This window comes from Pseudemcibacter aquimaris (genome assembly GCF_028869115.1).
GTDB lineage: Bacteria > Pseudomonadota > Alphaproteobacteria > Sphingomonadales > Emcibacteraceae > Pseudemcibacter > Pseudemcibacter aquimaris.
Window position 1 is genome coordinate 717909 of the sequence record NZ_CP079800.1, and the last position, 19319, is coordinate 737227.

General features: G+C 44.4%; 17 protein-coding genes. 11 read left to right on the forward strand and 6 right to left on the reverse strand.

Going from position 1 to position 19319, the window contains the following annotated elements; genetic code table 11:
* Positions 1 to 8 precede the first annotated feature (8 nt).
* From KW060_RS03485 to KW060_RS03495, 3 genes are all read left to right on the forward strand, one after another.
* On the forward strand, positions 9 to 446 hold the full coding sequence (locus KW060_RS03485; protein WP_249034983.1) for a hypothetical protein: 438 nt from the start codon (positions 9 to 11) through the stop codon (positions 444 to 446).
* Between the two features lie 169 nt (positions 447 to 615).
* Entirely contained in the window at positions 616 to 969 is a 354-nt protein-coding gene (locus KW060_RS03490) for a RidA family protein (protein ID WP_249034984.1), read from the forward strand.
* A gap of 69 nt (positions 970 to 1038) precedes the next feature.
* Positions 1039 to 1473 (forward strand): YybH family protein, encoded by a 435-nt coding sequence (locus KW060_RS03495; protein ID WP_249034985.1) that lies wholly within the window; start codon positions 1039 to 1041, stop codon positions 1471 to 1473.
* Between the two features lie 4 nt (positions 1474 to 1477).
* Here the strand turns inward: KW060_RS03495 and KW060_RS03500 are convergent, their stop codons facing one another.
* Both KW060_RS03500 and KW060_RS03505 read right to left on the reverse strand, forming a co-directional pair.
* Positions 1478 to 2695, reverse strand: a complete 1218-nt coding sequence (locus KW060_RS03500; protein WP_249034986.1) for an alpha-hydroxy acid oxidase — start codon at positions 2693 to 2695, stop codon at positions 1478 to 1480.
* A 21-nt stretch (positions 2696 to 2716) separates the two neighbouring features.
* The gene (locus KW060_RS03505) at positions 2717 to 4114 is read right to left on the reverse strand and encodes a dipeptidase (RefSeq protein WP_249034987.1); all 1398 of its coding nucleotides are present in this window, start codon (positions 4112 to 4114) and stop codon (positions 2717 to 2719) included.
* A 185-nt stretch (positions 4115 to 4299) separates the two neighbouring features.
* Here KW060_RS03505 and KW060_RS03510 point away from each other — a divergent pair, with 185 nt between their 5' ends.
* The 3 genes from KW060_RS03510 (at position 4300) to KW060_RS03520 (ending at position 7953) form a co-directional block, all read left to right on the forward strand.
* Positions 4300 to 4743, forward strand: a complete 444-nt coding sequence (locus KW060_RS03510; RefSeq protein WP_249034988.1) for a hypothetical protein — start codon at positions 4300 to 4302, stop codon at positions 4741 to 4743.
* A gap of 121 nt (positions 4744 to 4864) precedes the next feature.
* Positions 4865 to 6505 (forward strand): arylsulfatase, encoded by a 1641-nt coding sequence (locus KW060_RS03515; protein WP_249034989.1) that lies wholly within the window; start codon positions 4865 to 4867, stop codon positions 6503 to 6505.
* Between the two features lie 245 nt (positions 6506 to 6750).
* Positions 6751 to 7953 (forward strand): argininosuccinate synthase, encoded by a 1203-nt coding sequence (locus KW060_RS03520; protein ID WP_420833149.1) that lies wholly within the window; start codon positions 6751 to 6753, stop codon positions 7951 to 7953.
* A gap of 38 nt (positions 7954 to 7991) precedes the next feature.
* On the opposite strand, the gene KW060_RS03525 is transcribed toward KW060_RS03520, so the two are convergent.
* Positions 7992 to 9029, reverse strand: coding sequence for a metal-dependent hydrolase (locus KW060_RS03525; RefSeq protein ID WP_249034991.1), 1038 nt, complete (start codon positions 9027 to 9029; stop codon positions 7992 to 7994).
* A 121-nt stretch (positions 9030 to 9150) separates the two neighbouring features.
* Between KW060_RS03525 and KW060_RS03530 the strand changes: the two genes are divergently transcribed.
* Positions 9151 to 10062: an XdhC family protein gene (locus tag KW060_RS03530; RefSeq protein WP_249034992.1), complete on the forward strand. Its 912-nt coding sequence runs from the start codon at positions 9151 to 9153 to the stop codon at positions 10060 to 10062.
* Positions 10063 to 10635 carry a nucleotidyltransferase family protein gene (locus KW060_RS03535; RefSeq protein WP_249034993.1) on the forward strand — a complete coding sequence of 191 codons (573 nt, stop codon included), beginning with the start codon at positions 10063 to 10065 and terminating at the stop codon, positions 10633 to 10635.
* Positions 10636 to 10745: 110 nt separating this feature from the next.
* Here KW060_RS03535 and KW060_RS03540 read toward each other — a convergent pair whose 3' ends face one another.
* Positions 10746 to 12728, reverse strand: coding sequence for a S9 family peptidase (locus KW060_RS03540; protein ID WP_249034994.1), 1983 nt, complete (start codon positions 12726 to 12728; stop codon positions 10746 to 10748).
* A 107-nt stretch (positions 12729 to 12835) separates the two neighbouring features.
* Between KW060_RS03540 and KW060_RS03545 the strand changes: the two genes are divergently transcribed.
* Positions 12836 to 14371: a M20/M25/M40 family metallo-hydrolase gene (locus tag KW060_RS03545; protein ID WP_249034995.1), complete on the forward strand. Its 1536-nt coding sequence runs from the start codon at positions 12836 to 12838 to the stop codon at positions 14369 to 14371.
* A gap of 125 nt (positions 14372 to 14496) precedes the next feature.
* Complete coding sequence (locus KW060_RS03550) at positions 14497 to 14799, forward strand: hypothetical protein (protein WP_249034996.1); 303 nt, start codon at positions 14497 to 14499, stop codon at positions 14797 to 14799.
* Here KW060_RS03550 and KW060_RS03555 read toward each other — a convergent pair.
* Both KW060_RS03555 and KW060_RS03560 read right to left on the reverse strand, forming a co-directional pair.
* Positions 14796 to 15167 carry a TIR domain-containing protein gene (locus KW060_RS03555; protein WP_249034997.1) on the reverse strand — a complete coding sequence of 124 codons (372 nt, stop codon included), beginning with the start codon at positions 15165 to 15167 and terminating at the stop codon, positions 14796 to 14798. The genes KW060_RS03550 and KW060_RS03555 overlap by 4 nt on opposite strands.
* Before the next feature lie 57 nt (positions 15168 to 15224).
* Positions 15225 to 15701: an Lrp/AsnC family transcriptional regulator gene (locus tag KW060_RS03560; RefSeq protein ID WP_249034998.1), complete on the reverse strand. Its 477-nt coding sequence runs from the start codon at positions 15699 to 15701 to the stop codon at positions 15225 to 15227.
* A gap of 140 nt (positions 15702 to 15841) precedes the next feature.
* Between KW060_RS03560 and KW060_RS03565 the strand changes: the two genes are divergently transcribed.
* Entirely contained in the window at positions 15842 to 19309 is a 3468-nt protein-coding gene (locus tag KW060_RS03565) for an indolepyruvate ferredoxin oxidoreductase family protein (protein ID WP_249034999.1), read from the forward strand.
* The last annotated feature ends 10 nt before the right edge of the window (positions 19310 to 19319 follow it).

The window sequence follows — 19319 nt, forward strand, 5'->3', positions numbered from 1 at the left end:
GGGGCATTATGGATTTATTCTCTTATTTTCTCGGTTTCATCCTTGTAGTGCCAACGGCACTTCAAGAAATTACCGTAAATAGTGGAAAATATGCAGATTATTTTCATATGCATTATGAATTGGTTCCTGGGCAATATTCCATCAATTTAGATTATGGCTTTAATCAAGGTGGACAATTTGAAGTTTTAGTTCCGAAAGAATATTTCCCAATTCCTGCACCAGAATGTAATAAAAATATTATTATTCGTATGCCTTTTTCGGTGAATGAAAATAGAAAAAAAGTATTGTATGATAATCTCTTAAGGGCTACGGAAAAAACAACGGTGACATTAGAATTAAATCCGTACGTTAATGTTATAAATGAAGAATCACTAAAATTAGAATTACAATATTGTAATGTTTTTTTTAGACATAAAAATGGTGACTATCATGATAGTCTTCAATGATTTCTTTCATGTTTTAGAGGATCAATAGGGCCGGAGTAAATTGATTTTGGGGGCAGAGGTCTAATCTCTTAAAACATATCCACTGATCGGATTTTCCTTCCCTGAACACTTGAATAAACGTCTTTGCTATAGTACGAACATTCAAATTCATTTTCAAAGGACACCAAAAATGCCAGCTTCTGACATCACACGATTACATAAAACTGCACGTATGAGCAAAATTGTTATTCATGGCGATATGATTTATCTTTGTGGGCAAGTGGGTAGTGGTGATGATATCAAATCACAAACGGCTGATATGCTCTCTAGGGTAGACACACTTCTCGCCGAAGCGGGATCAAATAAATCATGTATTTTATCGGCTACGATCTGGCTTTCGACAATGGAAAATTTTGCAGCCATGAATGAAGTTTATGATGCATGGATTGATCCGGAAAATCCGCCTGCCCGTGCTTGCGGTGAAGCTAAACTTGCAAGAGAAGCGCTGCTCGTTGAAATAATCGTTACTGCCACGAAAGCTTAGGCAAACAAGATTGCACCACCAAATCAATTTTGATAGGGTTCTTTTTTAAAAATTAAAAAGGGGTAATCAATGTTGCGTCTTATCAATATATTTTTGTTAATGGTTATTACTGCTGGGGTTTCATTCGCGCAGGACCATAGCGCGCTTGAGGCAGAGGTCGCAGCGACAGAAAATGCATTTGCCAAGACGATGGCGGACCGGGATTTTGATGCTTTTAAATCATTCCTTGATCCGGATACGGTGTTTTGGGGTGGGCGTGGGCCATTAACGGGTGCTGATGAAGTCGCCGCTCGCTGGGAAGATTTTTATCAAGAGGCAGACGCGCCTTTCAGTTGGAAATCAGAAACTGTGATGATCAACCCGGACGGTAATATCGCCTTTAGCAGTGGACCGGTGACTAGTCCCGATGGCGTGGTCTATGCTTACTTTAATTCCGTCTGGCGTAAAAATGACGCGGGCGAATGGAAAATTATTTTTGATAAAGGTACGAATTTAAATCAGTAAGGCATTAAACGACCACTGAATTTTCTTTAATATCGTTGATGCTGTTGGTGCCTTGTTGTTTCATCACTAGTTTGAATTCTTCATCAAGGATTTCAAGAACGGCTTTAACGCCTTCTTCACCAAAGGCACCAAGACCCCATAAATACGGCCTACCGATGCCAACGGCACTGGCACCAAGGGCGAGTGCTTTATAAACATCACTGCCGCGTCTTATGCCGCCATCGACCATTACTGGCACACGGCCATTCACGGCACGAACAATTTCGGGCAGGATATCAATGGTGCCACGTGAACTTACCTCTGCGCGGCCACCGTGGTTGGATACGATGATGCCATCTGCACCCGCATCAAGACACCCAAGCGCATCTTCGGCGTTGGTGATGCCTTTGACCAATACTTTCATGGATGTGGTGTCGATTATGCGCTTTAACATGTCAAAACCAAATGATCTGTCGCTTCCCATGTAAGCATCAAAATCGATATTGTCGAGCATGGGTTTGCCGCGAAATCCGCTTCTGACTTCGCCGTGACATTCGGCGCAATTGGCATCATCCATTTTGATGAAACGCTCTAGGGTTTCGCGCTTTCCTTTGCCGATCATATCAACGGTAATGACCATGATCTCATTACCCGCGTCTTCAGCGCGGTTCATAATGATCTCGTTGGATGGCCAATGTTGGCGTGGGTAAAATTGAAACCATACGGGTTCACCGCGGGCGGCGTTCACATCTTCCAAGCTTTTAGATGAAAGGGTTGATAACATCATCAATTGGTCGCGTTTTTTGGCGGCGCGGGCAACGGCAAGTTCCGCGTCATCATGATAGGCACCCTGACTGCCAGCGGGTGCAATCATAATCGGCGAATTCCATTTGCGTCCGAATAATGTGATGGATGTATCCATATGCTGCATATCACGCAGGCGGCGTGGGATTAACTTTATCCGTTTTAAGGCCTTGCGATTTGCAATTTGGCTTATTTCGTCGCTGACGCCCGATGCAAGATAGCCATAATGGGCGGGAGATAAGTTTTCACGGGCGACGGCCTCAAAGTCAAAAACATTAAGACCGTCTTCCGGTTTTGATATTAGTTCTTTTTTTAAACTCAGGATAAACTCAAGATCGGGGTCCAGTTTTTCCGAATCAAATGCATTAGCAAAGCCCGCTGATGCCATCAGCGGGCTTGTTAACATGAATTTAAGCAAGTTGCGTTTTGCCTGATCCAATATTTTATCCTGTTTTTATAATTATTCGCCTTCGGCAGCCAGAAGCTGGCGTGACACTTCCTGAACGTCATCCAGCACACGAAGCAGGTTACCACCCCAAAGCTGTGCGATTTGTTCTTCAGTATATCCGCGGCGTACTAGTTCAATTGTTACATTGTGTGTTTCGGATGCGTCATTCCATCCTTCGACGCCCCCGCCACCATCGAAATCGGAACTGATACCAACATGATCAAGGCCAATCATGTCCACCATGTAATCAATATGATCAACGAAGTCTTTAACATCCACTGGCGGTGCAACGGTGTTTACTTCTGATTCAAGACGTGGTGCCGCCATTTCGACCAGTTGATCATAGGTTTCACGGTATGCGGCAAGGGCATCCGGTGTCATGTTCTGGCGTGTATCATAATCCAGAATTTCAAAACCCATTCTCGCAGCGACATCAGCGTAAAGTTTGTCTTTTAATTCCTGGTGGGCATTATGTTTGTCACGGTCAAGATAGCTTGAAAATGCAACCGTTTGAATAACACCGCCGTTTTCTTTAACCGCAAGCAATAGGTCATCTTCAAGGTTACGGCTTACCGCTGAACTTAGTGCACGTGCCGATGAATGGGACGCGATAACCGGTGCTTTTGAAAGCGCGATTGTTTGTTTGTTGGCTTCGTATGATGGATGGGAAATATCGATCATGATACCGTGCTTGTTAAGCTCAACAATGGCTTGCTTACCAAGCTCGCTAAGGCCGTTATAAAGCCATGGTTCTGTTGGATTGCCGTTTTCATCAACACGTTCACCAGTGTTTGAATCGGCAAGTTGGCTGTGGCCATTATGGGCAAGGGACATATATCTTGCGCCAAGGTCAGCAAACTTTTTAATGTTACCTAGATCAGTTCCCATTGGATAACCATTTTCGATACCGATCATAGCGATTTTCTTTCCTTCGGCATTAAGGCGGCGCACATCATCAGATGTTAGCGCAAGACCAATTTGCGAAGGTGCTTTTTCTTTTGCCAGCCAGTGGATCGCGTTGAATTTGCTGATGGCTGTATCATATGCTTCTTTAAATCCAGCTTCGTTTAATTCCCCTTGGCTTGTAAACACAATAAAGAATGCCACATCAAGGCCACCTTTATACATTTTCGGCAGGTTCACCTGACTATAGGTATCCATGGTATAGTTTAATTCATCCGTGAAATTTGCACGGTCAATATCATCATGGGTATCAAGTGTGATGATACGCTCATGGATATCCATCGCGCGTGCGATCATGGCTTCTTCGGATTCTACCATTTGTTCGTTTGCGGCTTGTTCTTCTGCGCCGCTTGATGCGGCCGGTGTGTTATTTCCACTATCGCATGCGGCAAGGAACACCACACTGCTTAGTAAAGCGGCCTTAAGACCGAATGATTTAATTGACATTTTTCTCCCCTTTGGTCGGTTAAATTTGACTGTACGATAGTGGGGCGGGGGACAGTTGTCAAATAAGGAAATATTTGATTTTTTGTTGTGAAATTTATTTCGTTTAATGTCCAATACTTGACTGGCATCAAGGTATTTGTTTTGGCGCAAAAGTATAATTTCCTTACACAAAGGAGGTATATACAATGAATAAAGTTTTTTCACCAATAGTTTTAATCATTTCTTCAGTGCTTTTGCTCGTATCCTGCACTAATTCGAATGATCAAAGCTTCCCACAAGTGGCAAGTCCCCCACCATTTGATTATGTGGACGGTCAGGAATTAAGAGGCAACATGCATCAACTTGCGTTCGCGCTTTTAAGGCTTGATAGTGACCTTAGCCGTGCAGATGAAAATAACCCTGTTGATCAGCAGGATATTGTTCAAACTCTGCAGCGTATTAAAGAAATCGGCGATGGAATTCAAAGCGAAGACCTACGTGAACGCCACCCGTATCTGGTTAGCGGAATGTATCGTTTCATGAATGATGTGGATCAGGCACTCTTTCAAGCGTCACTCAGATCACCGAGATATTATATGGCGGGCCGTATTTCTGGATCATGTGTCAATTGCCATCGGGCGAATGATTAGAAGTAAAATATTAAGGCCGCATAATAGATATTATGCGGCCTTATTTCGTAATTTCCATAAATCCCAAGACTGTGATATAGCAATAATTAATATTAATTTTTAAGCGGTTTAGGGAAGTTTCATGAAAAAGTTTTTAATGTTGGCATTGACGCCACTTTTGATCGGCGGCTGTTCTGACCAAACGGAAAAAACGGATGAACGCCCAAATATCCTGCTTATTGTTGCTGATGATCTTGGTTATTCTGATATTGGTGCATTCGGTAGCGAGATATCCACACCAAACCTCGATAAGCTCGCGGCAGAAGGCGTTAAATTAAGCAACTTTTATGCAGCCGCTGCATGCTCACCAACCAGATCAATGTTACTTAGTGGGGCGGATAGCCATGTGGCTGGTATGGGTACTATGTATAATGACCAGGCAGAAAATCAAATAGGGCAACCTGGCTATGAAGGTTATATGAACCATAATGTTGTAACCGTGTCGTCATTATTAAAAGACGCAGGTTATCATACCTATATGACGGGTAAATGGCATCTTGGATATGAAGAGGATCAATCGCCCGCAGCACGGGATTTTGAGCGATCATTCGCTATTTTGCAAGGGGGCGGTGGCCATTTTGATGATGCTGCAATGACTGTGGATCATGACACGTCATGGTACCGCGAAGATGGTGTGATGACGGAATTGCCGGATGATTTTTTCTCAAGCCGTTTTTATACCGATAAAATGATGGAATATATTTCGGCTGATAAGGATGATGGTAAGCCGTTTTTTGCCTATCTTGCCTATACGGCACCGCATTGGCCACTTCAGGCGCCAGATGAATATCTTGATAAATATAAAGGGCGTTATGATGCAGGCTATGACAATTTGGCCCAAGAACGATTAAAATCACTTGAAAAAATCGGTCTTATTGATGAAGGCCATATCGCCCCTGATCCCGCATACCCGCCAGAGGAAAATTGGGAAAATCTTAGCGATGAACAAAAAAGAATAGATGCCCGTGAAATGGAAATTTTCGCCGCCATGGTTGATAATATGGATTACCACATTGGGCGTATCATTGATTATCTTGAAAAAACAGGTGAACGTGACAATACGGTCATTATTTTTATGTCGGATAATGGGGCACAAGGGTTTGGCCCGGGCATGGCAAGGGCTTTCCCACAAGAATGGATAGATGAAAATTTCGACAATAGTTTTGAAAATATGGGCCGGATAAATTCATATATTTATTTAGGCCCGCATTGGGCAAGGGCATCGACAGCGCCAATGCGCATGTTTAAAGGATTTTCATCCGAAGGCGGAATAAAGGTACCAGCGATCATTAATTATCCGGGCAAATTTGAAGGCCGTAAGGGAGAGTTTCTGGATCAATTTGCAACGGTACTTGATTTACCAGTAACGTTTCTCGATCTTGCAAAGCACGAGCATCCCGGACCAGAATATAACGGCAGGTCAGTTGCACCATATATTGGAACGTCCATGCTTCCTTTTATAAATGGTGAAGCAGAAGAAATTCATGCATCTGATGATGTGGTTGGTTGGGAACTTAATAACCGAATTGCTATTCGGAAAGGGGATTGGAAATTGATACGCATTCCCGGGAGGTTTGGAAGTGGTGATTGGGAACTTTATAATATTCCGGCTGACCCCGCAGAAAGAAACGATTTAAGTAAAGTGAATGTGACAAAGCTTAACGAATTGATTGCGGAATGGGAAAAATATGCTGCCGATAATGGTGTTATATTGGCGCCGTAAAATTTAATACAGTTCTATTTTATATTTAATCCATCAATTATACTTTTTAATAAAATTGATTAGATGTGTGATGTTTAATTTTTAGAATTTTATTCGATTTTTTTCATTATTTACAAATAAAATTTTGTTTAAAGTATCATTTTTTGCATATTTCTGAAGAAAAAGCGTATTTCAAGGGTTGCTAAAGGGAAAGTTTTCCCTATACTGCGCCGCAATAATGGATTCGGTAATTTGACAAGGAAAAAATGATGTCAGTTAATAAAGTTGTGCTTGCCTATTCAGGCGGTTTGGACACATCAATTATTCTGAAATGGCTTCAGGATGAATACCAATGCGAAGTGGTGACATTCACAGCTGATCTTGGACAAGGTGAAGAGCTTGAACCTGCACGCAAAAAAGCAGAAATGTTTGGCGTAAAGGAAATCTTCATTGATGATCTTCGTGAAGAGTTCGTGCGCGATTATGTTTTTCCGATGTTCCGTGCCAATACTCTTTATGAAGGAACATATTTATTAGGGACAGCCATTGCCCGTCCACTTATTGCCAAGCGTCAGATTGAAATTGCCAATCAAGTGGGTGCGGAAGCAGTAAGCCACGGTGCAACCGGTAAAGGGAATGACCAAATCCGTTTTGAACTTGGTTATTATGCCAATGACCCGGAAATTAAAGTGATCGCCCCATGGCGTGAGTGGGATCTAAATAGCCGTGAGAAGCTGATTGATTATGCTGAAAAGCATCAAATTCCAATCGCGAAAGATAAGCGTGGCGAGGCACCATTCTCATGTGATGCGAACCTTCTTCATATTTCTTCTGAAGGAAAGCTTTTAGAAGATCCGTGGGAAGAAGCACCAGAATATGTGTATAGCCGTACTGATTCAGCGGAAAACGCACCAGCAGAGCCAACATACATTGATATCGAATTTGAAAAAGGTGATCCTGTTGCGATTGATGGGGTGCGTATGTCACCGGCAACATTACTAACCAAGTTAAATGAACTTGGTAAAATTAATGGCATTGGTCGTCTTGACCTGCTTGAAAACAGATTCATCGGAATGAAGTCCCGCGGTATTTATGAAACACCGGGTGGTACAATTCTGCTAACCGCGCACCGTGGTATGGAAAGTATTACGATCGACCGTGGTGCAATGCATCTTAAAGACGAGATCATGCCGAAATACGCCCAAGCCATTTATAATGGTTTCTGGTTCTCGCCAGAGCGTGAAATGATGCAGGCCTTAATCGACAAATCACAAGAAGATGTGTACGGCACAGTGCGTATGAAGCTTTATAAAGGATCAGCAACACTGGTTGGTCGTAAGTCACCACGTTCACTTTATTCTATGGAACATGTGACATTCGAAGAAGACGAGGTTTATGATCAACGCGATGCTGAGGGCTTCATTAAGCTTAATGCCCTGCGTCTGCGTCTACGTAATATGCGTGGCTAATCAGACAGAATAAGAATTATGAAAAGCGGCCTTGTTCCTTATGGTGCAATGTCGCTTTTTTGTTCTGGGGTATAATCGCCCCACATCATATCCCATGTGGTATCAAGCGCCCGCCCATCCGGGCCACGGAAATTGCCGTACTCAACATGATGATCCGGATTGTTGCGATCAACGCGTATGCCCCAGATCGGCTGAACTTTATGGGGTTCAGCACTGTATCTTAAATCGGCAAGACCGCCGTTATGTTCAAACAAATATCCTTGTGCGAAATAATTAAAGCGGCGAATGTCATTACGTGCCACGCTATCTGTGCCAATTTCAGGATAAATTGTTTCGGGGTCAATGGCAGGAACTGATGTGCCTTCCAGAATAGATGGGGATTTAAAGGGCTGTGCAACAACGGCGTTTACATAATAATTGCCATCATATTGATAAACTGCGCGCCACACTATCAGGTTGCCAATGGTCGGGTTTAATTTAATCCGTTCGACTTGGTGACCACGATCCGCAGCCAGCTGTTCAATCGTGTCTGTCACTCGTGCATTTTGAACAAACCCCAGCGACATATAAAAGAAAAAGACACCCATGCCGATACGTGCAAATTTGGATGAACCGCGTTTTGCGCTAAATATAACGAAAACAATCAACGGAATGGTCACCAATGGATCAATGATCGATATGGTATCCCACGTCACCCGCGCATTGGATAAGGGCCAAAATAACCGCGTACCATAACTGGTGCAGGCATCAAGCGTCGCGTGGGTCGCGTACCCGAGGGTCGCGAATTTATATATGGTTTTAAAATCCCAGTGATCCTTTTTCAGGATTAAATTAAACAAAAGCCATATGGCCCCAGCGACCAGCGCGCCGCCAAACGGAATAAACCAGATCGAATGGGTGAAATGACGATGATATTCAAGGGATAAAAGCGGATCGATATCAGACCCAATGACAATATCCAAATCCGGTGCAAGGCCACCACAAATACCGGCAAAACAGGCAATCGCCATTGTTTTCTTGTTTGAAAAGCTTTGTGAAAATGCACCGCCAAGTGCGCCCTGTGTAAATGGATCCATAAATATACCCTTAAATTTTCTGAAGTTAATATAGGTATGCTTATGGGGAAGCGCAATATTTTGTTATAATATTGCGTTTTTTTAAGTGATTTTTGTTTATGCATTTGTTACTGTCCCGGACATGAGTACAGATTGGCGACATATATGGGAAACCATCCGTGACTGGGATAATGAGGGCCGCAAAATGGCGCTCGCCACCGTGGTAAAAACATGGGGTTCATCACCACGTCCGGTCGGTAGCCACCTTGTGATTGATGCGGACGGCCATATGGAAGGGTCGGTTTCCGGGGGTTGCGTTGATGGGGTTGTTGTAACAACCGCCTTTGACGTGATTAAATCAGGTGAGGGTGAATTACTGAAATTCGAGGTCGCAACCGATCAAGCATGGGAAGTGGGCCTAAGCTGCGGCGGTGAAGTTCATATTATTGTTGAACCACTTATCGATGTTCAGAAAACTTGTGCGTTCCTGCTTGATGGTGATCCGCATGAAGTTCGAACTTTAAAATCAACAATCAAAACCGCCGATGATGAATTATTTATTCATGAATTTAAACCGGCGCTGCAAATGATTGTGGTGGGGGCCGTGCATATTTCACAAGGACTTGTGAAAATGGCGGAAGCCCTTGATATCGATGTAACGCTGATTGATCCGCGCACTGCTTATGCGAGTGAGGAACGGTTCCCGGGCACAAAATTCATGACTGATTGGCCGGATGAAGCCATTGAGAAAATCGGTATTAATTCAAGCACCGCCATCGTGACATTAAGCCATGATCCGAAGCTTGATGATCCGGCGCTTGAAATGGCGATGCGGTCCGATGCATTTTATATCGCAGCACTTGGCAGCCGAAAAACCCAAAAGCAACGCCGCGATAGAATGCGTGAGAAAGGTTTCACGGAAGAAGAAATTGACCGCGTTCATGGCCCAGCTGGCCTTGATATCGGCAGCCTTGAACCCGCTGAAATCGCGCTTTCAATCCTTGCGGAATTGGTATCTATACGCCGCGCTGAAAACATCAAAGGCATCGCATAAATGGCCCGCATTGCCGCTATAGTCTTGGCAGCGGGGCGTTCCACACGTATGGGCGCAGAAAATAAATTACTACTGACATTCAATGATAAAACCATGGTGAATTATGTTGTCGAACAGCTTGCGGACAGCAATGTTTCCTGCATTTACGTGGTCACCGGCAATGAATCCGAAGCGGTAAAGAAAAGTATCTCAGGTGATGTGACCTACGTTCATAACCTGGAATTTTTCCATGGTCTCAGTACATCGGTAAAGGCAGGAATTGAAGCACTACCAAATGACATCGACGGCGTCATGATCTGCCTTGGCGATATGCCATACATCACATCAGGTAATTACAATGATCTGATCGCCGCATTCGAAAAAGGCAAAATCATCGCCCCCACCACAAACGGCAAAATCGGCAACCCGCTCATCTTCGCGAAAAACTATTTCAATGATTTCGAAGAACTCGAAGGCGACCGCGGCGCAAGAAAACTTCTCAAGGATTACCCCGATGATATCATCGAGGTTGATGTAAATTCAGAAGCCATCTTTCAAGATATCGATACGCCGGAAGAATACGAAGAGATTTAACAAGACATCCGTCACCCTGAACTTGATTCAGGGTCTACGAAATCCTCTAAATAAAGAAAATTTATCCGATGAAAGGATTCCGTGGATTCCGGATCAAGTCCGGAATGACGTTATTCTGTGAAATTATCAATCTGGATTTCCGGCAATTCACCCGCCGGGGTAAAACCAAGGATTTTACCGTAGAACACCAGTTCGCTTTCAAGGCTGTGGATGATGTTTTCCTTTTTGCCGAAGCCGTGGTATTCGCCCTCATATGGGTAGTATGCCACTGGAACGCCTTTTTCTTTTAATGCGTCAACAATCAGCTGTGATTGGTTTGGCGGTACGACCTCATCAAGTAATCCCTGGAATGTGATTAGCGGGCTTGAGAAACCATCAAGATGGTTGATTGGTGAACGGTCACGTAAGATGTCGATGTCTTCCGGTAATTTGCCGATCAGGCTATCGAGATAGCGACTTTCATATTTATGGGTGTCGCGGTAAAGGACTTCCAAGTCACTGATGCCGAAATAATTGGCACCAGCCGCGAAAATATCGTGTTGTGCAAGGGCAACTAGAACGGAATAACCACCGGCACTACCGCCCGCGATTAACAGTTTATCCGGATCGGCAATTCCTTGCTCTATCAGGTAATCTAATCCTGCTTTAGTGTCGTCGATATCAACCACGCCCCACATACCACGCAGGCGTTCACGGTAAGGGCGGCCATAACCGGTACTGCCGCCATAATTAATGTCGATGATGGCAAAACCGCGTGATGTCCAAAATTGGCGGCTCATACGAAATGCGGCACTGGTCGCACCCGTTGGCCCACCATGAAGACGCACGATGGTTGGTGGCAGTTCACCTTCCGGCGCAACGAAATTCGGATTTTTTGGTGCGTAATAAAACGCGTGAACAGGTTCGCCCTTTTGATTTGGGAAGGTGATCGCTTCTGGCGCGGAAATAAAAGCATCATCAACCATTTTGGCCTGTGATTGTTTGATGGTTTCAAATTCACAATCCTTATATTCCACCAGTTCCGTTGCTGCGGTTGTGGTCGCGCCCAGTAAATAGACACGATCGCCATCGGAATAAACCTTTGAAATGCTGACGTATGGTGTTTCAATTTCGCTAACCGCGCCATTCACAAGGTCCACAGTCGCAAGATGCGATGTGCCGCCGCTTTCATATTTGGCGATGATTTGATTGTCGCCGTAATAGGCCCAGCTATGGGCGCCAAGGGCACCGGATTTGCCAAATTCAACCTCTTTACGGGTCAGTGATCTGCTTTCCTCGTCATCCAGTTCATATTTCTGGAAATTCCACCATCCGTTTGGATCGGAAATATAATAAAGATCACCCGTTTTGTTAAAACGTGGTTCCTGTACAGAAAGGCTGGCGCGTTCCACGATGGTTTCTGTACCGGAAATGCTGCCGTTATCCGAAATGGATGCTTTCCACATTTTGGTGTCATCCCAATTCATGTTCGGATGATCCCACGTAATCCAGACAAGTGTTTCACCGTCCGGGCTTATCGCCGGGCTGGATACGAAATCGGTGCCGGAAAATAATGGTCTGACCCGACCACCACCGTTAAGTGATACGGCCACAAGTGTATTTACCGGTTCACCGTCGAATGTGTGATCTTCCTGTACGCAAATAAGCTGGTTATGTGATGCATCCATCACACAATCGGCGTAACGGTATCCATCGTTGGTAAGGGCTTCTGGTTCACCTTCGCCGTTATAACGGTATAATTTTTGGTCGCTATGGTTTGAAAAATAAATCACGCCATCTTCCACGAAATATGAACCGCCGCCATATTCATGAACGCGAGTGCGGCTTGAATATTCCGCTGGAATGGCGTCACTGACGTTGCCGTCTGCATCGCGTTTTACGATGGCGCGGCGGCCGCCTTCTTCGGGTCTGCTTTCGATCCAATATAAATCATCACCATCAAGACGCACACTACGTAACCCAACCGCGCTTTCGGTGGTCAGTTCCGCCGTGATCGGGCTTTCCCATGTGCCGTATGATGCTTCCTGTTGGTTATCGCCACAGGCAGAAAGAAGTGCGATTGAAGAAAGTGTAACAGTGATTTTTTTGATCATTTCCATAAGCCCTTTATTGAATTGGAAATAGGATAAACTTTTGATCTAAAAAATTAAAGTGAAATTACCCGCCATTCGGTTATAGTAAGAAAAAAAGGGGAGATATGATGAAAAAATTACTTCTTTCGCTCATGATGACGGCGATGCCAATGACGGCAATTGCGGAAAATCAATTATCACCACAAGATATCCGCGCCGAAGTTGAGCGTATAAAGCTGGACGCTCTTGATACATTCAAGGAATATCTGGCAATTCCCAATGACGGGCGTAAACCGGATGATATTGCCATGTTGGCGGATTGGGTTGAGAATGCATTCAGCACAAGAGGTTTCGAGGTCAGTAGGCTGGCCGAACCGGAAAACCCGCTTTTATATGCGAAACGTATGGTGCCGGGCGCGGATAAAACCATGCTTGTTTATTTGCAAGCGGATGGCCAACCCGTTGATCCAAGCGCATGGTATCAGGAAAACCCATATGGTGCCGTACTTAGAGAATCTGACACAAACACTTGGGAAAATGGACAGTGGCAGGATATATCATGGGATAGTTTAAAAGGTGACATTAACCCCGATTGGCGCATTTATGCGCGTTCCGCGTCCGATAGTAAGGGGCCGAATATTCAGTTTCTGATGGCGCTTGATGTGTTGGAAAATCTGGGGGTCACCACTGATTATAATTTGAAAGTGGTCATCGATACCGAAGAGGAATTATCATCACCGCATTTGCCACAAGCGGTCATGGACAACCGTGAAGAGTTAGCGGCGGATATGCTTTTGATTTTTGATGGCCCGCCGCACCGTAGCGGTGGCCCGACATTATCATTCGGCGCGCGCGGTATTACCGATTTGACCCTTAAAACATTTGGACCAAAGGTGGCGCAACACAGCGGCCATTTTGGAAATTACGCGCCCAATCCGGCGTTTCAATTGGTGCAATTGCTTGCGACCATGAAAAATGCCGATGGTGTTGTGACGATCCCCGGGTTTTATGATGGTGTTGAAATTACGCCGGATGTTCAGAAAATACTGGATGATGTGCCCAATAACGAAGAAGAAATGCGTGAAAAAATGGGCTTTAGTGTGGTCGATAAAGTCGCAAACAGCCTTGAAGCATCCATTCAATATCCGTCCCTTAATATTCGCGGGATGGGTTCTGCATGGATTGGTGATCAGGTCCGTACCATCATCCCGCCGGATGCAACCGCAGAAATTGATATTAGACTTGTGAAGGAAAGTGATCCGGAATATCTGATGGGGCTTATTAAAGCCCATATTGAAAAACAAGGGTATGTGGTGATAAGTGAACCGCCAACAGATGCGCAACGCATGTCCGGTAAACGGTTTGTGCAGATGAACCATTTTACATCATATCCTGCCTTCAGAACCGATTTCGACAGCTTGCCCGGCCGTTTTGCAAAAAGCGCACTGACCCATTTTAATGGATCAGCCCCGATCATGCTGCGCACCATGGGTGGTTCAATCCCGATTTCACCATTTGTGGATACGCTTGATGTGCCCGCGGTCACAGTGCCGACTGTAAATCCGGATAACAATCAACATAGCCCCAACGAAAATATCCGCGTCGGTAATTTCATTGATGGTATTGCAACGATTGCGGCGGTTCTTGCGGAGAAGGTGGAGTAGGTATAATTTTAGAATTAGAATTTAAACCTAATCATGAATTATCTGAAAGGGTATTAAACTTTATTCATGACCGAAGTGTAGATATTGCTTTAATTAACTTCGATAAGAATGAACAGAAATTAGAATTGCCTATCACTGTTTTAGGTGACGAGCCAAAGTCTTATTTCAAAAAATATTATTTTCTTAAGTTTGCAGAATATGCTGCGCTTGAAGCAAAAATTTTGATTGAGAATGTATGTAGTTGGGAGGTGGAGGACCCAGATTTACTGTCAACTATATTAATAAATACGCTATTTGTTTCAGAGAATAGATTTGAAATAAAGAGCTCAACCTCATGTAAGGTGACGGGAATAGGTAATAATATTGTTCTAAAATTAATTATTTCTGACAATGAAATTAACAATGAAACGGTATTTTGTGGTTTTTAATTTAACAACTCAGCTAAATCATCCGATTTCAAATCATATGCGACGCCAGCATCGTTAATTGAATGAGCATCGCCATCAGTTGCGTTGATCTGGATGATTTTCATATTGGCGTTGGTGGCGAATTCAACTTCTTTGATCACGCCGGGGGCACGGTGTGTGTTCTCACCGACCATTACGACCATAACGTCGCAGCGGGTCACTTTGAATTTTGCTTCTTTTAACCATTTCGGATTTTTCGTGTCTGGTTTCATGGACCAATTGGCAACTTTAAACTTTGCGCCTTGTTCTTGTGATTTGCCGACAATGATATTTTTAAAGGCACTATCATTTTCTACGTCAAAACTGACGAATATTTTTTTCTTGCTCATAATGTGTCCAATCTGTTGACCTGACTAGTATAGTGCTTTTCGTGAACTTACAAGCAATTAACTTGAAAGTTCTAATGGAACAGCGGTCGTATACTTCACTTGTGTCACCGCAAAATTCGTATTGACCTCGCTGACCATGGGAAGTCTTAATAATTTTTTGCGCAAGAATATTTCGTATGATTGCATGTTTTCTGTGACAATGCGGATCAGGAAATCCATTGACCCGCTGATGGTGTAACATTCGGTGACTTCGTCGAACTTGGTGACGGCGGCCTCGAATTCTTCGAGCGCGTCTTCCTGCACATGGCTTAATTTCACATTGGCGAAGGCAATGATGTTTAACCCAAGCGCCTTGGTATCCAATATGCCAACGCGTCTTGAAATGATGCCGCGTTCTTCAAGCCTTTTGATGCGGCGCCAGCATGGGGCGGCGGATAGGCCGATCCGTTCCGCAATTTCCGCATTGGTGATGGTGGCGTCCGATTGGATCAGGTTTAAGATTTTCTTGTCTGTGTCATTTAATTCAATAAGCATTAATATTTCTTTATTTTTTTAAAAATGGCAATATTTATTCCATTATATAGGAATAAATCCAAAAATAGAAAGGAAATATCGCCAAAAAAAGATTAAAATATACCTATTAATCGATTCACAAAATTGCCGGAGCCGCCAAGATGGGTATCAATGTAAAATTGCCTGATGTGTCCCTTAATGACAAATATGAACTGGAAACGGGTCGTGCCTATATGACGGCGATACAAGCGTTGGTGCGAATTCCCCTTGTGCAGCGCTGGCGTGATAATGCGGCGGGCCTTAATACGGGGTGTTTTATATCCGGCTATCGCGGTTCGCCTCTTGGTCATTATGATGCGGCATTAAGAAAGGCAGAAAAATACCTGCGTGCAGAAAATATATTCTTTGAAGAAGGAATTAACGAGGAACTTGGTGCGACTGCCGTTTGGGGCACTCAACAGGTCAATATGTATAAGGGCGCACAATATGATGGTGTTTTTGGTATCTGGTATGGAAAGGGGCCGGGTGTTGACCGCAGCTGTGATGTATTAAGACACGCCAACGCGGCGGGAACAACACCGCATGGCGGGGTGCTTGCCATTGCCGGTGATGATCATGCCTGTAAATCATCAACCATTCCCCATCAATCGGATCATTCATTTTATTCCACCATGCTGCCGATGTTATATCCGGCCAATATGCAGGAATTTGTGGAATATGGTCTTTTGGGAATTGCCATGTCGCGTTATAGCGGGTGTTGGACGGCGTTTAAGGTGACGTCTGATACAGCAGAAAGCACGGGTGTTGTTGATCTTTCCCGTGAAAACAGAAAGATTTTAATTCCGGGTGACGATGAGTTTGAAATGCCGGAAGGGGGCGTTCATATCCGCCCCAATGATGTTTGGCGCGAACAGGATTACCGTTTGCAGCGTTATAAGCTTTTCGCCGCGCTTGCATTTGCCAAGAAAAACAACATTGACCGCACCGTATGGGATAGCACCAAACCACGTTTCGGCATTATTACCAGCGGTAAAACATATGGTGATGTGCGTCAGGCATTATATGAGTTGGGTATTGATGAGCATGTCGCAGAAAAAATCGGCTTAAGGCTTTATAAGGTCGGTATGCCTTGGCCGCTTGAGCCGGAAGGCGTCCGCAATTTCTGTGAAGGGTTAGAAGAAATTTTGATCGTTGAAGAAAAACGCGAGCTGATTGAAAACCAATTAAAACAGCAACTCTTTAACTGGCATGCGGATAAACGCCCGAAAGTGGTGGGTAAATATGATGAACATGGACAGTGGTTGTTACCGCCGGAAAATGATCTTTCGGTGGGGCTGATTACCCATGTGATTGCCGATCGGATTTCCCATTTTTATAAAGGCGAAATGGTTGAATTTGCACGCAACTATTTTAATCGCCGCGAAGCCATGCAGGCGGAATATTGTTCACCGCTTATCCGTAAGCCGTATTTTTGTTCGGGATGCCCGCATAATTCATCAACCAAGGTTCCGGAAGGAAGTCGTGCAACGGCGGGTATCGGTTGCCATATCATGGCAATGTGGATGGACCGTAAAACGGATACTTTTACCCAAATGGGTGGCGAAGGTGTTCCGTGGATTGGGCAGGCTCCGTTTACAGATGAAAAACATATTTTCACCAACCTTGGTGACGGGACATATCAGCATTCCGGTATCCTCGCGATCCGCGCCAGCATCGCGGCCCGTGTGAATATCACTTATAAAATTCTTTATAATGATGCGGTGGCGATGACAGGCGGGCAACCGGTTGAAGGTGGTCTTACCGTAGAAATGATCGCCCAGCAAATGCGCGGCGAGGGGGTTGAGAAAATCTGGATCCTGACCGAAGATATGGACAGATATATTAACCGTGGTTTGATCCCGGCGGATATTCCGATCCTGCCCCGTGATCAAATGATGGCCGTACAGGAAGAGGCCCGTGAAATTTCAGGATGCAGCATCATTATTTATGATCAAACCTGCGCCGCGGAAAAACGCCGTCGCCGTAAACGTGGATCGTTCCCAGATCCTGATCGTCGTGTGTTCATCAATGACGCGGTATGCGAAGGGTGCGGCGATTGTTCGGTGAAATCAAACTGTGTGTCTGTTGAACCGCTTGAAACAGAATTTGGCCGTAAGCGCATCATCAACCAGTCCAGCTGTAACAAGGATTATTCATGCGTCGAAGGGTTCTGCCCGTCATTCGTTAGCGTGATTGGTGGCGATCTTAAAAAACCGAAAGTCACAGGCCTTGATAAATTGGTTGCAGATATCCCGATGCCAGATGTGGGCACGGTTGAAACGGAATATAATATTCTGGTGACCGGTGTTGGCGGAACGGGTGTTCTGACCATCGGTGGGATACTTGGTATGGCGGCGCATCTTGATGGTCTTGCCAGTAATCAGCTTGACCAAACGGGGTTAGCGCAAAAGGGCGGCGCGGTGATGAGCCACGTACGACTAGGTAAAGAAATTGAAATCCTGCGCACGCCGCATATTATGACGGGTTGTACGGATCTATTGGTCGCATGTGACCTTGTGGTTGCTGCAAGCCCGGATGCTATCGAATGTGTGCGCAGTGACCGGACGCAAGCCGTGATTAACGGTCATAATTCACCGGTTTCTGCTTTCGTGGAAAATAACCAGATCGATTTCCAACAGGAAAATTTAAAACGTTCCGTTGAGGCACATACACTTGATGAAGCCCGTCATTATGTTGAGGCAACGGAACTTGCCACAGTGCTGCTTGGTGACGGCATCGCGACCAATATGTTCATGATGGGATATGCATGGCAAAAGGGATTAATTCCACTTTCTTTTGATGCGATTAACCGTGCCATTGAACTTAACGGTGTTGCCATTGGCCAGAATAAAATGACATTTGCCTGTGGCCGCATGGCGGCGCATGATATGGATGCACTTATGAAATTTGCGGCTCCTTATATCAATGTGTCCTTCCATGATGATATTTCAGAAAACGCAGATGATGTTATTTCAAAACGTTACGATAATTTGATCCGTTATCAGGATCAAAATTATGCAGATAAATATATGGGTCTGATTAACCGTGTAAAACAGGCTGATAATGGTGATATTCTTGATGCGGTTGCGCGAAGCTATTTTAAACTGCTCGCGATCAAGGATGAATATGAAGTGGCGCGCCTCTATACCAATGGTGAATTTCTGAAGAAATTAAACGCGCAATTCGATGGTAATTTCAAACTTAAATTCCATATGGCACCCCCCATTTTTGAAAAGAAAAATGGGAGAGGCGAAATTCAGAAACGTGAATTTGGTCCATGGATGATGGGTGTATTGAAATTGGTCGCAAAGATGAAATTCTTGCGCGGTTCTTTGTTTGATATTTTTGGATATACGCAAGAACGTAAAATGGAACGTGCCTTAATCACAGAATATGAAGAAATAGTCACGAAAACACTGGACAGACTGAACCAAAGCAATTACCAACAATGCCTTGAAATCCTGTCCGTGCCGTTATCTTATAAGGGATACGGGCATGTGAAAGAAAAAAATGTCGCAAACGGAAAAGTGCGACAAGAGAAGTTATTAAAGCAGCTTGAAAATCCACAAGATTTAAAGCAGGCGTCCTAATTAAGAGAAA